This window comes from Polaribacter atrinae, from assembly GCF_038023995.1.
GTDB classification, from domain to species: domain Bacteria; phylum Bacteroidota; class Bacteroidia; order Flavobacteriales; family Flavobacteriaceae; genus Polaribacter; species Polaribacter atrinae.
Genome location: NZ_CP150660.1, coordinates 1,608,538 through 1,630,268, shown reverse-complemented (window position 1 = coordinate 1,630,268; position 21,731 = coordinate 1,608,538). Strand labels below are relative to the sequence as shown.

At 30.8% G+C, this 21,731-nt stretch carries 16 protein-coding genes; 7 read left to right on the top strand and 9 right to left on the bottom strand.

Features of this window, described 5'->3' with window-relative positions; all coding sequences use genetic code 11:
- Positions 1-98: 98 nt before the first annotated feature.
- From WG945_RS07140 to WG945_RS07125, 4 genes are all read left to right on the top strand, one after another.
- Positions 99-1,328: a 3-phosphoshikimate 1-carboxyvinyltransferase gene (locus tag WG945_RS07140; protein WP_068448705.1), complete on the top strand. Its 1,230-nt coding sequence runs from the start codon at positions 99-101 to the stop codon at positions 1,326-1,328.
- 72 nt (positions 1,329-1,400) lie between these two features.
- Positions 1,401-2,450 (top strand): tRNA preQ1(34) S-adenosylmethionine ribosyltransferase-isomerase QueA, encoded by a 1,050-nt coding sequence (queA, locus tag WG945_RS07135; protein ID WP_068448704.1) that lies wholly within the window; start codon positions 1,401-1,403, stop codon positions 2,448-2,450.
- Between the two features lie 220 nt (positions 2,451-2,670).
- Positions 2,671-3,708: a 23S rRNA (adenine(2503)-C(2))-methyltransferase RlmN gene (gene rlmN, locus WG945_RS07130; RefSeq protein ID WP_068448703.1), complete on the top strand. Its 1,038-nt coding sequence runs from the start codon at positions 2,671-2,673 to the stop codon at positions 3,706-3,708.
- 79 nt (positions 3,709-3,787) lie between these two features.
- Positions 3,788-4,765 carry a polyprenyl synthetase family protein gene (locus tag WG945_RS07125; protein ID WP_068448702.1) on the top strand — a complete coding sequence of 326 codons (978 nt, stop codon included), beginning with the start codon at positions 3,788-3,790 and terminating at the stop codon, positions 4,763-4,765.
- 22 nt (positions 4,766-4,787) lie between these two features.
- Here the strand turns inward: WG945_RS07125 and WG945_RS07120 are convergent, their stop codons facing one another.
- A complete protein-coding gene (locus WG945_RS07120; protein WP_068448701.1) occupies positions 4,788-7,196 on the bottom strand; it encodes a TonB-dependent receptor in 2,409 nt (802 codons plus the stop codon).
- Between the two features lie 79 nt (positions 7,197-7,275).
- On the bottom strand, positions 7,276-8,793 hold the full coding sequence (locus tag WG945_RS07115; RefSeq protein WP_068448700.1) for a GH3 auxin-responsive promoter family protein: 1,518 nt from the start codon (positions 8,791-8,793) through the stop codon (positions 7,276-7,278).
- An 81-nt stretch (positions 8,794-8,874) separates the two neighbouring features.
- On the opposite strand from WG945_RS07115, the gene WG945_RS07110 reads away from it, so the two are divergent.
- Together WG945_RS07110 and WG945_RS07105 are read left to right on the top strand one after the other, a co-directional pair.
- The gene (locus WG945_RS07110; RefSeq protein WP_068448699.1) at positions 8,875-9,666 is read left to right on the top strand and encodes a DUF2797 domain-containing protein; all 792 of its coding nucleotides are present in this window, start codon (positions 8,875-8,877) and stop codon (positions 9,664-9,666) included.
- A gap of 87 nt (positions 9,667-9,753) precedes the next feature.
- Positions 9,754-10,269 (top strand): gamma carbonic anhydrase family protein, encoded by a 516-nt coding sequence (locus tag WG945_RS07105; protein ID WP_068448698.1) that lies wholly within the window; start codon positions 9,754-9,756, stop codon positions 10,267-10,269.
- 222 nt (positions 10,270-10,491) lie between these two features.
- Here WG945_RS07105 and WG945_RS07100 read toward each other — a convergent pair whose 3' ends face one another.
- Together WG945_RS07100 and WG945_RS07095 are read right to left on the bottom strand one after the other, a co-directional pair.
- Positions 10,492-10,968: a hypothetical protein gene (locus WG945_RS07100; RefSeq protein WP_068448697.1), complete on the bottom strand. Its 477-nt coding sequence runs from the start codon at positions 10,966-10,968 to the stop codon at positions 10,492-10,494.
- A 179-nt stretch (positions 10,969-11,147) separates the two neighbouring features.
- On the bottom strand, positions 11,148-11,549 hold the full coding sequence (locus WG945_RS07095; protein ID WP_068448696.1) for a hypothetical protein: 402 nt from the start codon (positions 11,547-11,549) through the stop codon (positions 11,148-11,150).
- A 98-nt stretch (positions 11,550-11,647) separates the two neighbouring features.
- Here WG945_RS07095 and WG945_RS07090 point away from each other — a divergent pair, with 98 nt between their 5' ends.
- Positions 11,648-13,279 carry a mechanosensitive ion channel family protein gene (locus WG945_RS07090; RefSeq protein ID WP_068448695.1) on the top strand — a complete coding sequence of 544 codons (1,632 nt, stop codon included), beginning with the start codon at positions 11,648-11,650 and terminating at the stop codon, positions 13,277-13,279.
- Between the two features lie 96 nt (positions 13,280-13,375).
- Here WG945_RS07090 and WG945_RS07085 read toward each other — a convergent pair whose 3' ends face one another.
- From WG945_RS07085 to WG945_RS07065, 5 genes are all read right to left on the bottom strand, one after another.
- The gene (locus WG945_RS07085) at positions 13,376-14,329 is read right to left on the bottom strand and encodes a tRNA dihydrouridine synthase (protein ID WP_068448694.1); all 954 of its coding nucleotides are present in this window, start codon (positions 14,327-14,329) and stop codon (positions 13,376-13,378) included.
- A gap of 277 nt (positions 14,330-14,606) precedes the next feature.
- A complete protein-coding gene (locus WG945_RS07080; RefSeq protein ID WP_068448693.1) occupies positions 14,607-15,224 on the bottom strand; it encodes a hypothetical protein in 618 nt (205 codons plus the stop codon).
- Between the two features lie 186 nt (positions 15,225-15,410).
- Positions 15,411-17,039 (bottom strand): carboxypeptidase-like regulatory domain-containing protein, encoded by a 1,629-nt coding sequence (locus WG945_RS07075; protein ID WP_068448692.1) that lies wholly within the window; start codon positions 17,037-17,039, stop codon positions 15,411-15,413.
- A 39-nt stretch (positions 17,040-17,078) separates the two neighbouring features.
- The gene (locus WG945_RS07070; protein WP_068448691.1) at positions 17,079-19,565 is read right to left on the bottom strand and encodes a zinc-dependent metalloprotease; all 2,487 of its coding nucleotides are present in this window, start codon (positions 19,563-19,565) and stop codon (positions 17,079-17,081) included.
- Between the two features lie 209 nt (positions 19,566-19,774).
- Positions 19,775-21,673, bottom strand: coding sequence for an amidophosphoribosyltransferase (locus WG945_RS07065; protein WP_068448690.1), 1,899 nt, complete (start codon positions 21,671-21,673; stop codon positions 19,775-19,777).
- Positions 21,674-21,731: the final 58 nt, after the last annotated feature.

Here is a 21,731-nt window from a genome sequence, read left to right as displayed (position 1 = left end):
AATTTTTACACTTATTTAAAGGAAATAAACTTTGTTATATTTCTTTTGAATGGTAACTTTGACGCTTAGTGAAAAACTAATTTATAGAATTTTAGGAAATGGATATATTATTAAATGTTGTAGGTAATAAAAAGATTAATGAGAAAATAACTATCTCTGGTTCTAAGAGTGAATCGAATAGATTGTTAATTCTTCAGAATTTATTTCCAGAAATTTCTATAGAAAACTTATCAGATTCAGACGATTCTGTACACATGCAACATGCCCTTTCTACAGATAAAGAAACGGTAGATATTGGTCATGCAGGTACAGCAATGCGTTTTTTAACGTCATATTTTGCCGTAAAAGAGGGTAGAGAAGTGGTTTTAACAGGTTCTGATAGAATGCAAAATAGACCTATTGAAATTTTAGTGAATGCTTTAAAAGATTTAGGAGCAACTATTTCTTATGAAGACAAAGTTGGGTATCCGCCAATCAGAATTAAAGGTTCTAAAATTACAACAGATAAAGTTCAGATTAACGGAAACGTAAGTAGCCAGTACATTTCTTCTTTATTATTGATCGCATCAAAACTAGAAAACGGATTAGAAATAGAGTTGTTGGGCAAAATTACTTCGGTACCTTATATAAAAATGACGTTGAGTTTGCTGAATCAATTAGGGATTGAAACTAATTTTGAAGGAAACTTCATTAAAGTGAATCCTAAAAAATCAATAGAAAAACAACTTGTTGTTGTAGAATCAGACTGGTCTTCTGCTAGTTATTTTTATTCAATTATTGCATTATCAGATATTGGATCAGAAATTCAATTATCAGCATATAAAAAAGAAAGCTTACAAGGAGATTCTTGTTTGGCTGAAATTTATCTACATTTTGGAGTAGAAACTATTTTTGGTGAGAATTTTATCACCCTTAAAAAAGTAAAAGAAACGAAGAAAGAAACTTTAGAAATCGACTTAAAAAACGCACCAGATATTGCACAGACCATTGCCGTAACTTGTTTTGCAGAAAATATTGCCTGTAATTTAAGTGGTTTACACACGTTAAAAATTAAAGAAACAGACAGATTAGTTGCTTTAAATGACGAGTTAACCAATTTAGGAGCCATTATTTCTGTAACAGACAAAAGTTTACATTTAGAAACTTCTACTACCATAAATTCAAATATTTCTATAAAAACGTATAACGATCATAGAATGGCAATGGCATTTGCTCCTTTGGCACTAAGAGTTCCTATTAAAATTTTAGATGCTGAGGTGGTTACAAAATCGTACCAAAAATTTTGGGATGACATGCAACAAATTGGTATTAAAATAGATAAACTATAAATAAACGCTCAAACACTTGACAACGCCTATTCCGATATCGTATATTTGCGCTCGTTATAAGCAAATATATATATGAAATTATCGCACTTTGAATTTGATTTGCCAGAAGAATTGTTAGCAACGTATCCTGCTGAACATAGAGATGAATCTCGCTTAATGGTATTAAACAGGAAAGAACAAACCATAGAACATAAGGTTTTTAAAGATGTTATAGATTACTTTGATGAAGGTGATGTTATGATGTTGAATAATACCAAAGTTTTTCCTGCAAGAATGTATGGTAATAAAGAAAAAACGGGTGCTAGAATAGAGGTGTTTTTATTAAGAGAACTAAATTCTGAAAACAGATTGTGGGATGTTTTAGTAGATCCAGCAAGAAAGATTAGAATTGGTAACAAATTATTTTTTGGAGACGATGATAGTTTAGTTGCAGAAGTAATAGACAACACAACCTCTAGAGGTAGAACTTTACGTTTTTTGTTTGATGGTTCTTATGAAGAGTTTAGAGCAAAATTATTAGAATTAGGTCAAACTCCATTACCTAAAGCAATTGGTAGAGATGTAGAGCCTTTAGATGATGAGCGTTACCAAACTATTTATGCAAAGCATGAAGGAGCTGTTGCAGCACCAACTGCAGGTTTGCATTTCTCTAAGCATTTAATGAAACGTTTAGAAATTAAAGGAATTGAATTTGCAGAAACTACATTACATGTTGGTTTAGGTACATTTAGCCCGGTAGAAGTAGAAGATTTATCTAAGCATAAAATGGATTCTGAGCAGATTGATATTTCAGATGCAACTGCAGAAAAAATCAATAAAGCTAAAAAAGAAAAAAGAAGAGTTTGTGCTGTAGGTACTACGGTAATGAGAGCTATAGAATCTTCTGTTTCTTCTAAAGGTGAGTTAAATGGTTATACAGGTTGGACAAATAAATTTATTTTTCCTCCTCACGATTTTAGTATTGCTACAGCAATGATTACTAATTTCCATACGCCAAAATCTACATTATTAATGCAAGCAGCCGCTTTTGGAGGTTATGATTTTGTAATGGAAGCCTACAAAGAAGCTATAAAAGAAGGATATAAATTCTCTACTTACGGAGATGCTATGTTAATTATATAATTCTTTCAAGAATTTAAAAACTAAAACTGACAGTTATTTTAATTGTCAGTTTTTTTTTGCGTTACCTAAAAAGGTCGCGCTTTCCGTTGTATCTTTTTTGTTAATAAAAACACAAAAAAGGATGCCACTTCAATCACTAACGCAGCCAATTAGCAAACCATAGCAATAAGCTAAAATTATATGCGTATTTTTGCAACTCTATTTTTAAAAACTAGAAAACTTGACTAAAAAGAAAGACATAAGAGCCTTAACCAAAGAACAACTACGCGACTTTTTTGTAGAAAATGGTGATAAAGCCTTTAGAGGAAATCAAGTATATGAATGGCTTTGGAGCAAGTCTTTACATACTTTTGGTGCAATGACAAACATTTCTAAAGAAACTAGAGAAATGTTAGAAGCTAACTTTGTGATTAATCATATCAAAGTAGATTCTATGCAAAAAAGTAAAGATGGTACTATAAAAAACGGAATTAGATTACACGATGGTTTAATCGTAGAGTCCGTTTTAATACCTACAGATAAAAGAACAACAGCCTGTGTTTCTAGTCAAGTAGGGTGTAGTTTAGATTGTAAATTCTGTGCAACTGCACGATTAAAAAGAATGCGTAATCTAAACCCAGATGAAATTTACGATCAAGTTGTTGTGATAGACAAACAAAGTAGATTGTATTATGATAAGAAACTAACAAACATTGTTTTTATGGGAATGGGAGAACCATTAATGAACTATAAAAACGTAATGAAATCTATAGAGATGATTACCTCACCAGAAGGTTTAGGTATGTCTTCTAAGAGGATTACTGTTTCTACATCTGGAGTACCAAAAATGATAAAAATGATGGCAGATGAAGAAGCTAAATTCAATTTAGCGGTTTCTTTACATTCTGCAATAGATGAAGTTAGAACTTCAATAATGCCTTTTAACGTCAATTTTCCTTTAAAAGATTTAAAAGAATCTTTAGAATATTGGTATGAAAAAACAGGAAGAGCAATTACGTATGAATATATTGTTTGGGGAGGTATTAATGATAGAAAAGAAGATATAAAAGCATTAGTAGAATTTTGTAAAGCAGTGCCTTGTAAAATCAACCTAATAGAATACAACCCAATTGATGATGGAGAGTTTCAACAAGCGAGTCCGTCTGCTATAAATAATTATATTTCTAACTTAGAAATGAATGATATTACTGTAAATGTAAGAAGAAGTAGAGGTAAAGATATTGATGCTGCTTGTGGGCAATTGGCAAATAAATCTTAAAGAAAACTGTAATACTTAACTTGTGTTAGTATCTCGTTAATTTCCCTATTTTTGACTTTTAAAAACTCGTCTAGTACAAATGAAGCCAGTAGAACTTATTAAACTTCCCATTAAAAATGAAATGGAACTCTTTGAAGAAAAGTTCAAAGATTCTATGTTGTCAAAAGTTCCGCTTTTAAACAGAATAACCTATTATATTGTTCGTAGAAAAGGAAAACAAATGCGACCAATGTTTGTTTTCTTAGTGGCAAAAATGGTTTCTAATGGTGGTTTCGATGAAAGAACGTATCGAGGAGCTTCTGTTGTAGAATTGATTCATACCGCTACCTTGGTTCATGATGACGTTGTAGATGAAAGTAATAGAAGACGTGGTTTTTTCTCTGTAAATGCACTTTGGAAAAATAAGATTGCAGTTTTGGTTGGTGATTTTTTATTATCAAAAGGATTATTATTATCCATAGATAATGAAGATTTCGATTTGCTAAAACTAATTTCTATTGCAGTTCGAGAAATGAGTGAAGGAGAATTACTTCAAATAGAAAAAGCTAGAAAATTAGACATTACAGAAGAGGTGTATTTTGATATCATTAGAAAAAAGACAGCAACATTAATTGCTGCTTGTTGTGGTATTGGAGCTGCTTCTGTTGGTGCAAATCAAGATTGCGTTAGAAAAATGCGAAAATTTGGTGAGTATATTGGTATCGCTTTTCAAATTAAAGATGATTTGTTTGATTATACAGAAGCTAATATTGGAAAGCCAACAGGTATCGATATTAAAGAGCAAAAGATGACCTTGCCTTTAATCTATACCTTAAATAACTGTTCTAAAAAGGAGAAATCTTGGTTGATTAATTCTGTTAAAAAACACAACAAAAACAAAAAACGAGTTAAAGAGGTAATTGCTTTTGTAAAAGAAAAAGGTGGTATAGAATATACAACCACCAAGATGAATGATTACAAAAACAAAGCTTTAGCTATATTAGAAGATTTCCCTACATCACCATATAAAGACTCTTTATTAACCATGATAGATTACGTTGTAGAACGTAAAATATAGGTTAACAGACTTTAAAATTATTTTAAATATTCGCTTTTAAAGAAATTACAAAGTTTCTACCTGGAGAAGCAATTCCAGAACTATAAGGTCTATAACGTTTGTCTGTAATGTTTTCTAATCCAGTAGAAATTAATAAATTATCTGTAAATCGATAAGATGTTTTTAAGTTTAGCGTAATATAAGATGGCGAATATGGATTTCCATTTGCATCAATTGCATAGATATAATCTTTAGCTATTTCACTTTCAGGCATGTCTTCATAAGCAACAGAACCACTATAATCTGCATATAGTTGTGCTTTTAATTTGCTTGCGTTGTAGGTAAGACGTGTAGAGCCAAACCAAGGAGCAGCGTGTCTAGAAGGACTTATATCTCCATTGTCTAACTCTTCTTCTCCTTTTTGATAACTTAGTGTAGATGAAAAACCAATTCCGCTTCCTAGTTCTGCTTCAAAACCTGTTTGAAAACCATACACATTAGCATTTGCTGCATTTTGAACTGCTTGTACGTTGCTCAATTCTCCGTCATACATAATTTCAGTTTCACCATTTAAGGTAAAATCTCTTATTACCATGGCGTCTTTTAAATTAGTATAAAAACCAGTGACCTCAATTTTTAAGTAATCACCAAAAGTTTTTGCTATAGAAATATCTGTATTGTAAGCATATTCTGCTTTTAAATCAGGATTAGGAACTACTACTGAACCAGGTTCTGAATCGAAAATTTTACCAACATCATCTACATTAGGTGAGCGAAAAGCGGTAGAGAAATTGGTACTTAACAACCAATCTTCTTCCGGCCTAAAAACCAAACCTAAACTACCTGTTAAAGCTCCGTCATTTAAATTTGCTTCAGTAAAAGGAAAAGGGTAAAAAGTAGTATCGAAAGTAGCGTTTAAGCTGTAAAAGTTATAACGCAAACCAGATTGTAAAACCCATTTTTTCGAATAATTATATTGGTTAGAAACATAAATACCTAAAGAAGACCAATTAGAATCTGGGTATCTGCTTGGTCCTGTTTGAGAAATATTGGTATCTACATCTGTGTTTACTCCTTTAGAGTTTACATCATTAAAAACATATTCCGTTCCGTAAAATAATTTACTTTTTCCACTTAAGCTTTTAGAGAAATCTAAGTTGGTAGAATAGGCGTCTACTCGTTCTGTTCTTGTCTCTCTTTCGTTATCATTAAAATCTCTACTAATTCTACTTTCATCAAATTTTTGATATGTCAACCTTAAAGTTACGTCATCATAAAAAGAATTGCTTCCTTTTTTGTTGATTTCAAAATTATTCATCATCCATTTTTGTGGCCCGTAGCTCCATTCTCCATAACGAGGATTTCCGTCTTTGGTTCTTAAATGTCTATCATATCTAGCATAACTAGAAGTTTCTGATAAGTGGAAACCGTATTCAAAGTTCCACTTTTCATTTGGCTTAAATCGTACTTTTTGCATTAAGTTGGTTTGTGTATAACCAGATGGGGTCTGAATTTTTGGATTTTTATTGGTAATTACAATATCTTCATTGTTCTGTCTTTCAACATAAACATTTCTTAAATATTCTTCTGGACCATTACTTCCCATTCTTAAATCACCATAATCATTATAGCTTAAACTGGTAACAAACGCCCATTTTTTATAGCCTAAATTAAAATCTGCATGATAGGTTTTTTCTTCATTTGCAGAAGAGAATCGTGTAAAAGCATTTCCAGTAATTAATGTTTCATCATCTAAAGACAAACTAGGAGATAAGGTTTTAAAACTCATTACTGCGCCAATAGCATCGCTACCGTAAATTACAGAACCAGGACCAAAAATAATCTCGGTTTCTTCTATAGTAAAAGGATCTAAAGAAATTACATTCTGAATATTACCGGCTCTAAAAATGGCATTATTCATTCTAACTCCATCTATGGTATATAGTAATCTGTTGGTTGCAAATCCTCTAATTAGAGGGCTTCCGCCTCCTTGTTGACTTTTCTGCATAAAAACTTTACCAGAAACGGTAAGTAAGTCTGCAGCTGTTTGTGTATTCATTAAACCTACCGCTTGTGGCGATATAACACTAACTTTAGTTGCTAAATCAGACGTTTTTTGTTTCCATTTTGTAGCAGAAATAACAATTTCATCTATTCTTAAAATAGTAGGAGTTAAGTGTACTAAAAAGTTGTTTTGTTTAAAAGCTTCGTAACTTTTAATTTTTGTCTTAAAACCAAGAAATCGAACTTCTAATGTTTCGGCATATTTAAAATCACTAATATCTGCTTGTCCTTCTCCGTTTGTAGTAACATAATTATTGGTTAGTTTGTTAAAGATAGTTACTTGCTCTAAAGGCTCTTTGGTTTCTTTGTTAAGTACTGTAAGAACTTGAGCACTAGTAGTGTAGTTTAAGAGTAAAAGGAAAAAAATAAAAGTAATTTTTTTAATCATTTCAAGTTTTTTGATGTTGATAAATCTCTAAGAATATTTATCAATAATCATGCCTAATAACGTTAAAATGATAATAAATTTAAGATTTCATTAACACTAATAATTCTTCTACAAAATCTCTAGAATTAGATAGTCTTGGTACTTTATGTTGCCCGCCTAATTTGTTCTTTTGTTTCAGCCATTTGTAGAATAAACCTTCTTCTGCTTGGTGTACTTTTGGGGCCATTAATGTCATGTTTAAATAGCGTTTTGCTTCGTAGTCTGAGTTAATAGATTTTAAAGCATTGTCTAATACTTCAGAAAAATAGCCCATGGATGCTGGTTTTTTACTAAACTCTAAAATCCACTCATGACCACCTTTTTCTTTGCCTTTCATAAAAATAGGACCAACCGTATAATCAGAAATGGTGGCTTCAGTTTTTTCGCAAGCTAACTTTAAAGCATCTTCTACGTTTTCGATGTTCAGTTCTTCTCCAAAGACATTTATGTAGTGTTTTGTACGCCCTGTAATTTTAATTCTGTAGGGTTCTAATGAGGTAAAACGAATTGTATCGCCAATTAAATAACGCCATAAACCACCGTTTGTAGTAATGATTAAAGCGTAATCGATGTCTTTTTTTACATCAGCAAGTGTAATCGTTTCAGAATTTTCGCCTTTGTATTCACTCATTGGAATAAATTCATAGAAAATTCCGTAATCTAACATCAATAATAATTCTTTAGAGTTGTTTCTATCCTGAATGGCAAAGAAACCTTCTGAAGCATTGTAAATTTCGTAATACTTAAAACGCTGTTTCGGAATAATTTTTTTGTACTGTTCTCTATAAGGGTTAAAGTTTACGCCTCCATGAAAATAGACTTCTAAATTAGGCCAAACTTCTAAAATATGTTCTTTTCCGGTTCTTTCTAAAATACGATTAAGCAATACCAACATCCAACTTGGTACACCTGCTAAACTTGTAATATCTTCATCGATAGTTTCATCAATAATGGCATCCATTTTTGTTTCCCAATCGCTCATTAAAGCTACTTCTTGGCTAGGAGCAGAGCTAAAATCGGCCCAAAAAGGCATGTTTTCTATAATGATAGCAGATAAATCTCCAAAATAAGAATTGTTGTCTTGGTACACATCAGAACTTCCGCCTAAGCGTAATCCTTTTCCAGTAAAAAGCTGCGTATCTTCATTATTATTAATGTACAAACACAACATATCTTTACCTGCTTTCATGTGGCAATATTCTAAAGCTTCATCAGAAACAGGTATAAATTTACTTTTTGCGTTGGTGGTTCCGCTACTTTTTGCAAACCATTTAATATCTGTTGGCCAAAATAAATTTTGTTCGCCTTTTCTACATCTTTCTATTAATGGTTCAAAAGTTTCATATTTCTGGATAGGAACATTTTTTGTAAAATCCGTATGATTTCTTATTTTAGAAAAGTTTTTTTCCTTTCCAAATGTTGTGTTTCTAGCTGTATTTACAAGTTTTAAAAGTAATTCATCTTGTACATCAATAGGGTATTTTAAAAACAGTTCAATTTGGTGTTTACGTTTCTTTAAAAACCAAGAAATTATAGAATTGATAATTTGAAAAGCCATAGAAATTCGTAAGTTTGTTTAGAATGATTTTAGAACAAATATTGTTTTAAAACCGAAGTTTAAAAATACAAAATTTGTGCGATGATTTACCAAGGAGTTTTAAAAAAAATGATGACTGAGAATGCAGCTGAAATTCTGTATTATTTAGATATGAATACTGATTTTATAAACATGAATCAGCTAATAAATAAAGAGATAACAATCAATTTTGTTACTTATGAATGTTTAAACTGCCATTTAGAAAAGAAAATTTATAGACAAGGTTTTTGTAAATCTTGTTTTTTTGAGATTCCAAGTGCTGCAGATTGGATTATGAAACCAGAATTAAGTAAAGCACATTTAGGCATAGAAGATAGAGATTTGGCGTATGAGCAAGCAGTGCAATTAAAACCACATATTGTGTATTTAGCAAATTCTAGCAATGTAAAAGTTGGTGTTACTAGAAAACAACAAGTGCCAACACGTTGGATAGATCAAGGAGCACATGAAGCAATAGAAATTTTGGAAGCTCCAAACAGATATTTAGCAGGAATTACCGAGGTTGCTTTAAAAGATTATGTGGCAGATAAAACCAATTGGCGTAAAATGCTAAAAAACGATATTGAAGATGTAGATTTAGTTGCATGGCGAGATAAATTAAAAGCATTTATCCCAGAAGAAGCTAAAGAATATTTTATTGATGATAATGTTGAGACACATATTAATTTTCCGGTAGTAAAATATCCTGAAAAACCCAAAAGTTTAAACTTGATTAAAACGCCAAAATACACAGGTAAATTAGTTGGAATAAAAGGACAGTATTTAATTTTTGAAGATGAAACTGTTTTTAATGTAAGAAGCAATGAAGGTTTGGTAGTTTCAATAGAAGTATAAGTTCAGTTTTTTCTGATAATTTTAGTAAAAACTAGTGTAAATCATAAATGTAATTATAATAAAATAGACAATTTAAATTTATAAATTATGGCAATTATAAAAGCAGTACGAGGTAATCACCCACAAATTCCAGAAGATTGTTACGTAGCAGAAAATGCAACAATTGTTGGGGAAGTTTCTTTAGGTACAGAATGTAGTATTTGGTTTAATGCAGTGCTTAGAGGCGATGTACATTACATAAAAATAGGTAATAAGGTCAATATTCAAGATGGTGCGGTAATTCACGCAACGTATCAAAAATCGCCTACAACAATTGGTAATAATGTCTCTATTGGGCACAATGCAATTGTACATGGTTGCACAATTCATGATAATGTTTTGGTGGGGATGGGCTCTATTATTATGGACGATTGTGTGGTAGAATCTAACTCAATTATAGCAGCAGGTGCGGTTGTTACCAAAAATACGCGAGTAGAAAGTGGTAGTATTTACGCAGGAGTTCCGGCTAAGAAAGTAAAAGATATTTCAGAAGAACTAATATCTGGTGAGATTGACAGAATAGCCAATAATTATTTAAAATATTCTAGTTGGTTTAAAGAATAGAATTTGGGCGTTACACAAAGTCGGGCTTTCATTACTCGCTTTTTTATGGAGAATAAAGTTCTGCATAAAAAGAGCTCAAACAAATAGCCTGTCTTGAGCGAAGTCGAAAGGCTCTATCCCTAACGCAAAACAAATTCGTTATAAAAACAAAAACCCGATTTCAATTAAGAAATCGGGTTTTTTCAATCAACTAATCAACCAAAACTAGTTTACTTTTATTTTTTAAGATCTATCACCTCTTTGATCTCTTTTGTTGTTTTTAGATCCTTTTTTTCCTTTTGTTTTATGCATTGCCATTTTGCTTCTCTTTTTATGCATTTTTTCAAACTTGTCAAACTGCTCTTTGCTTAAGATGTCTTTCATACGGTTTTTCATTGCAATCTTGTCATCTAATCGTTTGTTTTGCATTGCAAACATTTCATCTGCCGTTGGTCTTTTTTTATCTTTTCTGTCAGCTTTTCTTTCTGCCATCGCAGCTTGCCTTTTTGTCATTTTAGCCACTAAAATAGGTTTAATTTGGTTTTGTTGTTTTTCAGATAAATCTAGAAGAGTCAGTGTCATTTTTTTAACTGCTAAAGTAGCGTGTTGTTCTGCTGTTAATTTAGAGTTTCTTTCTCCGTTTCCTCCTCTTTTTTTCTGTGCTTGTGTAGTAAATGTTACTGCAAATACTAATACTAAGATGCTTGCTAATTTTTTCATATTTTTATAATTTTAATGTTTTTATATATACTTCTTTGACCCATAAAAACTAGAAAGGTTTAATTTAAATTTATGTTTAACAAGTATTTAACATAGAAGGAGTGTTGTAAAAGTAAAAACTCGGCTTCCATAAAGAAACCGAGTTTTTTAATAAACTAATCAACCAAAACTAGTTATTCTTAATTTTTTTTCTTTTTACCTTTCTTTTCAGTATTTCCTTTTTTCTCCTTTGCCATTGCTTCAAATTTAGCAAATTGCTCTTTGTCTAAAATGCTTTCCATTTTAGTATTAAAAGCAGCAGCTTTTTCTTTTCTTTCAGCATTTAATTGTTGGCGTTCTTCTTTACTAGGTTTTTCTCCAGAATCTTGTTGTGCTTTCCTTTTTTCCATAGAGGCTTGTCTATCTGCCATCTGTTCTTCTAATAAAGGTTTAATCTCATTTTGCTGATCTGCAGTTAAATTCAAATCTGTTGTCATTTTTTTCAACATCTTTTCAGTAGAAGGTTTTCCTCCGTTTCTTTGCGCTTGCGCAGTAAATGTAAATGCTATTACAAGTACTAAAATGGTTACTATTTTTTTCATTGTTTTTTTTGTTATTTTTTAATTACGCTTCTTTGACACTTAAAAAATAAAAAGGTTTAAATTTGTATTTCTGTTTAACACGTTTTTAAGAAATAAATATGAAAAATTTTTTGTGGCTCCTTGTATTATTACCAACATTTACAATAGCACAAGATAGTATCCGTGTAGATATGAGTAATCCTCATGCTACTGTTTATACACACTTATATTTTTTACAATCAGACTCTTATCAACCTAAAAAAGCAGCAAAAACTATTTTAGGCCTTTCTGAAGACAAAGCAATAGAAAAGGCTATTAAAATAAAGCAGGTTTTAGATGGTAAAGGGTTATTTGTAGATTTAAATAAGGTGCCTACAAATTCTAATTATAAAGATTCTATAGGGTACTCTTCTTATTTTAGATACGTATTATTTCCAGAAAGAATGCCTCAGATTTATGTAGAAAAAATAGGAGATAATTGGTATTATTCAACAGAAACGGTTACAAAAATAGAAAGTTTATACAAGGAGGTTTACCCTTGGTATATTCAGAAATTACAGAAATTAATTCCGGTTTCTGGACATAAAAAAATACTAAACTTAGAATTGTGGCAAATAACAGGCTTATTTTTAATGCTTGTTTTAGGGTACCTTATTTTCTTAATAGCAAAAAGAGTTGCTTTTTTTATATTACTAAAATTGCAGCATCAAATAACAAAGAACACCAATTTTGAAGTGAATAAAGTAATTAAAAAATTGGCACATCCAATAAGTTTATTGGTTATGCTAACTTTTTTAGACAAAGCTTTTCCTTCATTACATTTTGGTTTAACCACTAATACGTGGGTCTTTTTAGGTTTAAATATTACAGAAACAGTTTTCTGGATTTATGTTTTCTTAAAATTAGTGCAAGTTGTAATGCGTATTTATGCAGAATTTACAGAGAGAACTCACGGAAGGTTAGATGATCAGTTAGTACCTATTTTACATAGTCTTTTAACAGGTTTGGTTATTGTAGGTGGTGCTTTAAAGTTATTAGTACTTTTTGGGGTAGATACAACAGCAATGATAGCCGGTGCAACTATTGGAGGTTTGGCTTTTGCGTTAGCATCTCAAGACACTGTAAAAAACTTGATTGGAACCATTATGATTTTTCTTGACAAACCTTTTCATATAGAAGATTGGATCGAGGCAGGAGAAGTGGTAGGTACTGTAGAAAGAGTAGGTTTTAGATCTACTCAAGTAAGAGCAGCAGATACTTCTATATATCAAATACCAAATAGTAAACTGTCTGAGTTGGTTATTAATAATAAAGGTTTGCGTTTATTTAGACGATACAATACCAATTTAGGTTTGCGTTATGATACACCTCCAGAATTAATAGAAGCCTTTGTAAAAGGGGTTAGAGAAATTATTATTGCACACCCAGAAACACGTTCTGATTCTTACAATGTAGAGTTTACAGGTTTTGGAGATTCTGCCTTATTGGTTATGGTTAATGTGTATTTTAAGAGTTTAACTTGGGGAATAGAGCAATCTTCTAAACACAGGCTGCATATTGCTATTGTAAAGTTAGCGAAAGAATTAGGAGTCGATTTTGCTTTTCCTTCTACAACGGTTACTATTGAGAATTTCCCAGAGAAAAAAGGGTTAAATCCTAAGTATAATATAGATAAAGAAAGAATTGATGCGGTAATTACTAGTGTAGTAAGCGATTTTAATAAAGAGAATCCTTCGGAAACTAGTTCATAAAGTACTTAATTTAAAATAGAATGTCATTGCGAGGTTACGAAGCAATCTGCTTACAGATTAAGGAGATTGCTTTGTATATTTCAATAACGCACTGATTTATCCGTTTTTTGCTTCTTTAAAAATTTCTCTAACAGCAATTTCGTAGTTTTTTACGTTGCTTGCTTTTTTAATTTTTTTATACGTTTTCTGAGGATTTGAAAAACTCTTTGAAAAATACTCCCAAAAACCAAGCATTTTCATTTTTATAGGAGTTGGTCCAGAAAGTGCAGCGTCATACTCTGTAAAAATACGATCGTGAAACTCATTAAAAATATCAAATCTATTTTTTGGATATTCTGTGGTGTCGTTTTTAATCATACTTGGTAAAAAAGGATCTGCAATTAAGCCTCGTCCAATCATCCAATGATCTATTGATGTAAATCGTTCTTGTAGTTTTTTAAATGCAGCAACAGAAGTGATATCACCATTATAATACATTTTATGTTTGCTATTATCTAAACATTTTTGAAATGCCTCTAAATTAGTTCCGCCTTTGTATAGTTGTTTTCCAATTCTTGCGTGAATGGCAATATTTTTTAAAGGATAAGTATCTAAAATAGGCAATACATCTAGAATTTCTTCTGGAGTTTCATAGCCCATTCTCATTTTCATAGAAACAAGAATATCCGATTCATTATGAATTTTATGAAGAATACTATTTATTTTTTCAGGATCTGCAATTAACCCAGAACCCATTCCACGTTTGGTAACCATCGGGTAGGGGCAACCTAAATTCCAATTTAATTCTTTGTATCCTAATTCTCTTACGTATTTAGCTACAAAAAGAAACTCTTCTACATCATTGGTAATAATTTGCGGAATTACCTCTAACTCGGTATTATTCTCTAAAAGGATATCTTTCTTATAAGAATTTTTAATCACTAGTTTTCCGTTTAAACGGATATATGGTGAATAGAATGTGTCTATTCCTCCAAAAAAATGATTGAACGCGTTTCTAAATTTGTAATCTGTAAATCCTTGTAAGGGAGAAGATATAAGTGTCTGACTCATAAAAAATATTGTGCTGCAAATATAGAATACTTTTTAATGCGTTTGATAAACTTAGTAGCAGATATTATAATAAATACTCATAAAATTGTTTATCGAGTTTCTTATTTTAAGTTGAAGTAGGGAGATAGTTTTGTTATCGGTATAGGGTATGGAAAGTTGCGGTTTCGAAGCACAACCCCTTCGGTTAAGAACAAAGATTGAGATGATCCTAAACCTTTGAATTTATTATTATACCTATTTTTTATTTACATTGTTAACGGGGCATTGTTTTTCTTTTCTATTCATAGTTACTAAAATGTTTGTGATAGTGTCCTACATTGTCCTTGTGTTTTATATATAAAAAAGTAAGATTTAGTCCATTGTAATCACAATAACTTACTAATTCACTTTTTAATAAGTTTAATTCGTCTTTTGATAATTCTTCTATGTCTTTTGTTTTTACTACATACAAGTTCTGTTCGTAATTACTAGTCCGATTAGCAAATGTCAATGTTGTTAAGTCAATTATGAGGTTTGTCAAACCTTCAATACTGTCACTCTTAAAATTTGAAGTTTTACATAAAGTTAAGTCAGGTGTTAGAAAAGTAATTTTAAGAAATCCTGAAATCTTTTTGGTTGACTTAAAAGGTGTCCAAGTTAAGTTGTATTGTATTTGATTTTCTACTTCCTTGTCAATTGTCAAATAGTTATTAATTAACAAGTTTTTATTGTCCGAAATACAGTTAGCTCTTATATGTTCAAGCAATGAATGAATACATTCAGTCATTTTCATAGTTCTATTAAAAACAGACTTACTATTAGAACTAAATTCGTCACAGTCGCCTATGTCTGAAAGGTATGAACTAAGTCTGCCTTCCGCTTGATATGTTAAATGACTTTTGTTTTGTCTATACATTTCTTTTCTTGTCGTTTACAATGCTCACTAACTTTATTGATATGGCGAGTTTTAATTTGATATATCAGATGATAACGAAATTAGTATTTTTTAGGTTTAGAAACAACCCAAATTAATAGGTACAAAAAGCCTCATCAATAAAGACGAGGTTTTAGCTTTTTTTTAATATTCATCTGTAATTAAAAATTAATTTTTACTAGATTTTAAAGGCGTGTTTGACCAGTAATCATGTTCTAGTTGTAACTTGGTTATTTTGGCTCTAGATAATGGAGCGTTTTTATCTATAAACATGTTTTGTTGCGTTGCTGTTTTATTTTCAAAGGTTTCTTGTACAAAGAATTCTCGGTATTGATTCATCTTTATACTCGCTCTTTCATCAATTTCATGACCACTTAGATCTTTTAACTTGGTAATATCAAACTGAAAAAAAGAAGTATATCTAGGGTTGTTTTTTTCGTTTTCAAAATTTATTTCGGCAATAGATTTGTCATTAATAAAAACATTAAAAATTCTTAGACTACCTTCAAAAGGACTAATAGCAGTTACTTTTAATCTTTTATTTTTGTAATAGATTTTAAAATTTCTTTTATCAATACTTGTAAGTGATACGCTTCTGTTAAAATAGATTTTAAAAGTTTTTTGTTTGCTATTGAAAAAAGTTTTATCAATTTTAAAATAATTGCCATTAGTTGCTTCAAAGAAATTATTAAAAGTGATGTAATTCAAATACATTTTATCTTTTTTTGGCGTGTATTCTATGGTAACAGCATATTGTGGGTTTTTCTTGTTCCTATAGTAGAGATTGTAGTTCAATTTATAAATAGAAAAATCTTGTTTAGAAATATAGATACTGCCATAAGCAGAGTATTCAAAACTTGTTTTTTCTAAAATAGAAGAAAAAGTTATTTCATATAAAGGGATACTGTCTGAAAATACAATGTTTTTCAATCTGAATTTATGGTTTTTTACAACATCTTTTTGAAAAACATTGCTGTAGGAAAAAGACATTTTATCATAATTTCTAATCGTATTTGTGAGGTTTAATAAGTTGAGCTCATTTCCGCCTAAAGGAGTGATATATACACTTTCAGAATATTTTTTGCTTTTATTATCATAAGGAATTGTAAGTGTAGAATCTCTAATAAATTTTGTGTTTATTTTATAATTATATAAAAGAGACTGATTTTTATTGTCTTTTAATTTATCACTATCAAAACCTGCATCAAAAGACTCTATAATTGCCTCATGTACATTTAAGTATTTAATTGCTACTTTAGATTGCCTGTTTTTTTGATAAGAATCTCCAACAGGTTGTTGGTAATCTCTATAATAACCAATATAAGAATGTGGTTCTGTTGGATAGTTATCCAATATGTTTTCAATGGCTCTTTTAACAATTTGGATGCCTAATAATTTTCTTTTTTTCTTTTTAGAGGTTTTAATAACTACCTCGTTTAATTGGTTGTTTGCAGTGGATAAATAAATGATATTGATGTTATTGCTATTTAGTTGAGATAACTTTATTTCTTTAGATAGATATCCGATGGAAGATATTTTTATAATTCCGTTGCTTTTGTATTTAGTAGGAATTTCAAAACCTCCATTTAAGTCTGCATGTGTACCTCTTTCTATTTTCTTAAGCATTACGGTAGCATATATTATTGGCTCTTTAGAGGTTGCATCTAAAACCCTACATAAAATTTTTCTTGAGAAAAAGTTGAGGTGATTACTAGCGTAAATAAAAGAGTAAAAAAGAATGTTATTTGTTTCAAAATATAAGGCTTGTAATGGTATAAAAAGCAAAAACCACGTCAATTACAGACGTGGTTTTAATATGCTATAATTCTAAATAAATTATTTAGGATCTAAAATAGTATCAATTCTATCTACAACATCTTGTAAGTGGTAACGAGTTAATGTGTTTCCTCTGTTAGATGCAGATTTTGCATCACGTTGTAAACGTTTTAACTCTCCTCTAGCTACAGATTTTACATCAGATTGGTTAATTGTAATACCAGTTGTTTTTCTATAACCTCTATTGTAACCTCTTTGGTCTGATGCTTTATTTAAAAGATAATCTAATCTATCTAAATAAGCTCTTTGTAAATTTCTTCTATAGGTATCAATTGATTTACCAGCATAAATTTCACTCCAAAGTCCTTTTCTTAAATCGCTCATCATGCTAATTAAAGAATATGCTTTAGTTCCATTAGAAGTTTCGTTTTCTATCATACGAGCCATTCTACCAGCGTCTAAAATATTATTTAAAGTTGATGCTTGCAAACCACGTACTCTTTCTACAGAACCAGAAAATTCGGTTTTGCTAAAGATATTTTGATCTAACATCCAAGTTGGAGTTTTAAATAATTCATCAATAACAAATTGTAATGCTTCTTTTTGAGTTGCTTTGTCTACATAAGTGTAAACAGCACCTTCTTGGTCTGTAGTTTTATAGTTTTCATATACCCCACCAACATTTGCAGTTACATGGCCCATATATCTATTAAACTGACCTAAAACTTGTCCGTACATAGTAGATAAGTTATCATAATTTTCACCTTTATCAGAAGTCCATTCTTCTAAATTAGGTAAAATTCTTTGTAGGTTTTTAATTCCGTACATAGAAGCTTTCATGGCATTGTCTCCTAAATCTTCTGTTTGAGAACTTGGGTCTACAACACCTGATGCTTGTTGGTGTCCAAATCTGTACATTGGGTCTCCTGCATGTTTTAAAATCCAAGAATCTAAAATTGGTTTTTCATCTTTAGCATCAGTATCTAAAATAGGTCTATATCCCCAAGAGATTGCATATTTATCATACACACCAATATTTGGCATTAAAGCAACACCTTTGTCTTCTGGTTGTGCAACGTAATTAAAACGAGCATAATCCATAATAGAAGGAGCTGTTCCGTATTTTTTTGTAAATGAAGCAGAACGTAAAGAATCTACAGGATACGCATTAGAACTACCCATATTATGTGGTAAACCTAACGTGTGACCTAACTCATGAGAAGAAACAAATTTGATTAATTCTCCCATAGTTTCTGTCTTAAAGTTATTGCTTCTTGCATCTGGGTTAATAGCTGCAGTTTGAATAAAGAACCAATTATGTAATAAAGACATTACATTGTGATACCAGTTAATGTCTGATTCTAAGATTTCTCCAGAACGAGGGTCACTAACGTGAGGTCCGTTTGCATTAGGAATAGGAGAAGCTAAATATCTAATTACAGAATAACGAACATCTTCTGGGCTATACTCTGGGTCTTCTTCTTTAGTTGGTGCTCTTTTACCAATAATAGCGTTTTTAAAACCTGCAGCTTCAAAAGCTACTTGCCAATCATTTACACCTTGTATAATGTAAGGAACCCATTCTTCTGGAGTTGCGCTATCTACATAATAAACAATTTGTTTTTTAGGCTCTACTAATTCACCTCTTTTAAATTTTTCGATATCTTCATCTTTTACTTCTAAGCGATATCTGTCTAAATAAGTAACTGTTTTACTTTTTTGAGCATCTAAGCCATAATCTACTTGTCCACGAGCAAACCATCCTACACGTTCATCAAAATAACGACGTTTCATAGGCACTTTAGGAAGTAAAACCATAGAATTACTCATTTCTAAAGTAATAGATCCTAATGCACTATTAGAAGGTGCTTTACTTGCAAAATACGTTTTTACATGTCTAATCTCTATGTTTTTAGGGTAGCTACTTACGCGGTCTATATAAGAACGGTCTTTGTCCATTCTTGTTGCTCCATAAGCTTTTCTATAAAAATCTGGAAAACCTAAAGGTTTTATATCTGTAGCAAATAAATCTGTAGCATCTATAACAGTTGCAGTAGAATCTTTACTAATAGCTTTTATAGGAAAAGAAAATAAAATAGGTTCTAGGTTAGAGTTTACAACGGCTTTATGAACCGGTAAAGTAGTATCTGCTACAATGTCATGAGATACAATTCTTAGTAGAATTTGTTTGTTTTTTCTTTCCCAACGTAATACTTGTGTATTTGTTTTTCCACCACCAAAACCAATTCCGGTTGCAGTTTTTGCGATTCTTGTTACCATTAACATTTCTCTTGATAAAAGAGAGTCTGGTATTTCAAAAAGGTAAGAATTATTTTTTGTGTGAACTTTAAACAAACCTTCGTCTGTTTTGTGGTCTTTGGTAACTACTTTACTGTAAGGTTGAATATCTCCTTTCTCAGGTTTCTTTTTAGGGGTTTCTTTAGGAGTTTCTTTCTTTTTTTTCTTCCAAAATTGGGCGTCAGTTTCTGCTGAAAAACCAAAAATAAAAGCTACTAAAAGTAATTTAGTAAGTATTCTTTTTATCATAATTAAATATTGTTTGAATTACGAGACAATTTAGTAAAACCTTATTTGATGGAATCTTAAAGATATGTTAAAGGAAGTGAAATTGTAGTAACAAAAAAGCATCCTAAAGTATAGGATGCTTTTTGAAAATCTGAATTTATTTCAGATTATTATAAGAATTGAACTTTATTTAAGTCCTTGTATTATCTACAACCAACTTATCACAAAATTTAATATGCTCTTTTGTCGTTTCCTTCGTAGAAATTAATAAAAGCTTGGTTTACAACTCTACGTCCTCCAGGAGTAGGGTAGTTTCCTGTAAAGTACCAGTCTCCAAGATTATCTGGACATGCTTCATGCAGACCTTCTATAGATTGATAAATTACTTCTACTTCTGCTTTAATATCTGCTGTTTTTAACATTTCTGCAATTTTAGCAGAAATCTCCTCAGCTTTAAAAGGACTATAAATGTCTTTTACGTGGTTTACAATTTCAGTATCTACTTTACCTTGTTGCTCTTTACATTTTTTATAAACATCATCTACAATATGATATTGATTGGTGTCTTTTAATAATTCTAAAGCAGCTTTAAAAGCAATAAAATCATCAATTCTAGCCATGTCAATTCCGTAACAATCAGGGTAACGGATTTGTGGAGCAGAAGAAACTACTACTATCTTTTTAGGTTTTAATCGATCTAAAATTCTAATAATACTTTTCTTTAATGTAGTACCTCTTACAATACTGTCATCAATAATAACAAGATTATCTGTAGGTTTTACAACACCATACGTAATATCATAAACATGCTCTACCAAATCATCTCTACTGCTATCATCCGCAATAAAAGTTCTTAATTTTGCATCTTTAATTGCTATTTTTTCAAAACGAGGTCTTTCAGATAAAATTTCTGTAACCTTTTGAGCAGATAATTTTGTACCACCAGCTAAAATCTTTGCTGTTTTTTGTTGATTTAATAAATCTTCAGCAGCTTCTACCATTCCGTAGAAAGAAGTTTCTGCTGTATTTGGTATAAAAGAAAATACGGTGTTAGAGATATCGCTATTAATAGATTCTAAAATTTTAGGAAATACTATTTTTCCTAAGTCTTTACGTTCTTTATAAATAGAAGCATCACTTCCTCTAGAAAAATAAATACGTTCAAAAGAACAAGATAATTTTTCTCTAGGTTCCATAATTTTCTTAATAGAAGTTACACCACTTTTTTTAATAATTAAAGCGTGCCCTCTTTCTAATTCTTGAACGTCTTCTATCTTTACGTTAAAAACAGTTTGAATAACTGGTCTTTCTGAAGCTACAACTACAACTTCATCATCTTCATAAAAATAAGTAGGTCTAATTCCGTTTGGATCTCTTAATACAAAAGCATCTCCATGACCAACTAAACCTGCCATAGCGTAACCACCATCCCAGTTTCTAGAAGATCTTCTTAATACTTTTTTTAGTTTTAAATTTTCTTCTATATAAGGAGAGGCATCTCTTTTATTAAATCCTTTTTTCTTTGCTTCTTGGTATAATTTGCCAACTTCATCTTCTAAGAAATGACCAATTTTTTCCATTACAGTTACGGTGTCTGTAAATTCTTTTGGATGTTGCCCTAACTCAATTAATTCTTCAAGTATTTGATTAGAATTAGTCATGTTAAAGTTACCAGCAACTATTAAGTTTTTATGTTTCCAGTTACTTTGGCGTAAAAACGGATGTACACTTTCTATACTGTTTTTACCAAAAGTACCGTAACGAACGTGTCCTAAAAATAGATTCCCAACATAGGGCATATTTTCTTCTTGCCAAGCAACGTCGTCTTTTTTATCAGGGTTTTGTTCTAAAACACTATTTAAACGTTGGTTAATTTGAGCAAAAACATCTTGTATTGGTTGCGGTTGGTTAGAACGAACTCTACTAATATATCTTGTACCTGGTTCTACATTAAATTTTACGCTGGCAAAACCTGCACCATCTTGTCCACGATTGTGCTGTTTTTCCATTAATAAATACATTTTATTAATTCCGTAAAATGCTGAACCGTATTTGTCTTTATAAAACTGTAACGGTTTCTTTAATCTAACAAGTGCAATTCCACATTCATGTTTAATAGCATCACTCATTGGTATTTATAGTTTTTTTGTTGTGTTGTTGAAAAAAAAAATCCGCAGCAAAAAACCG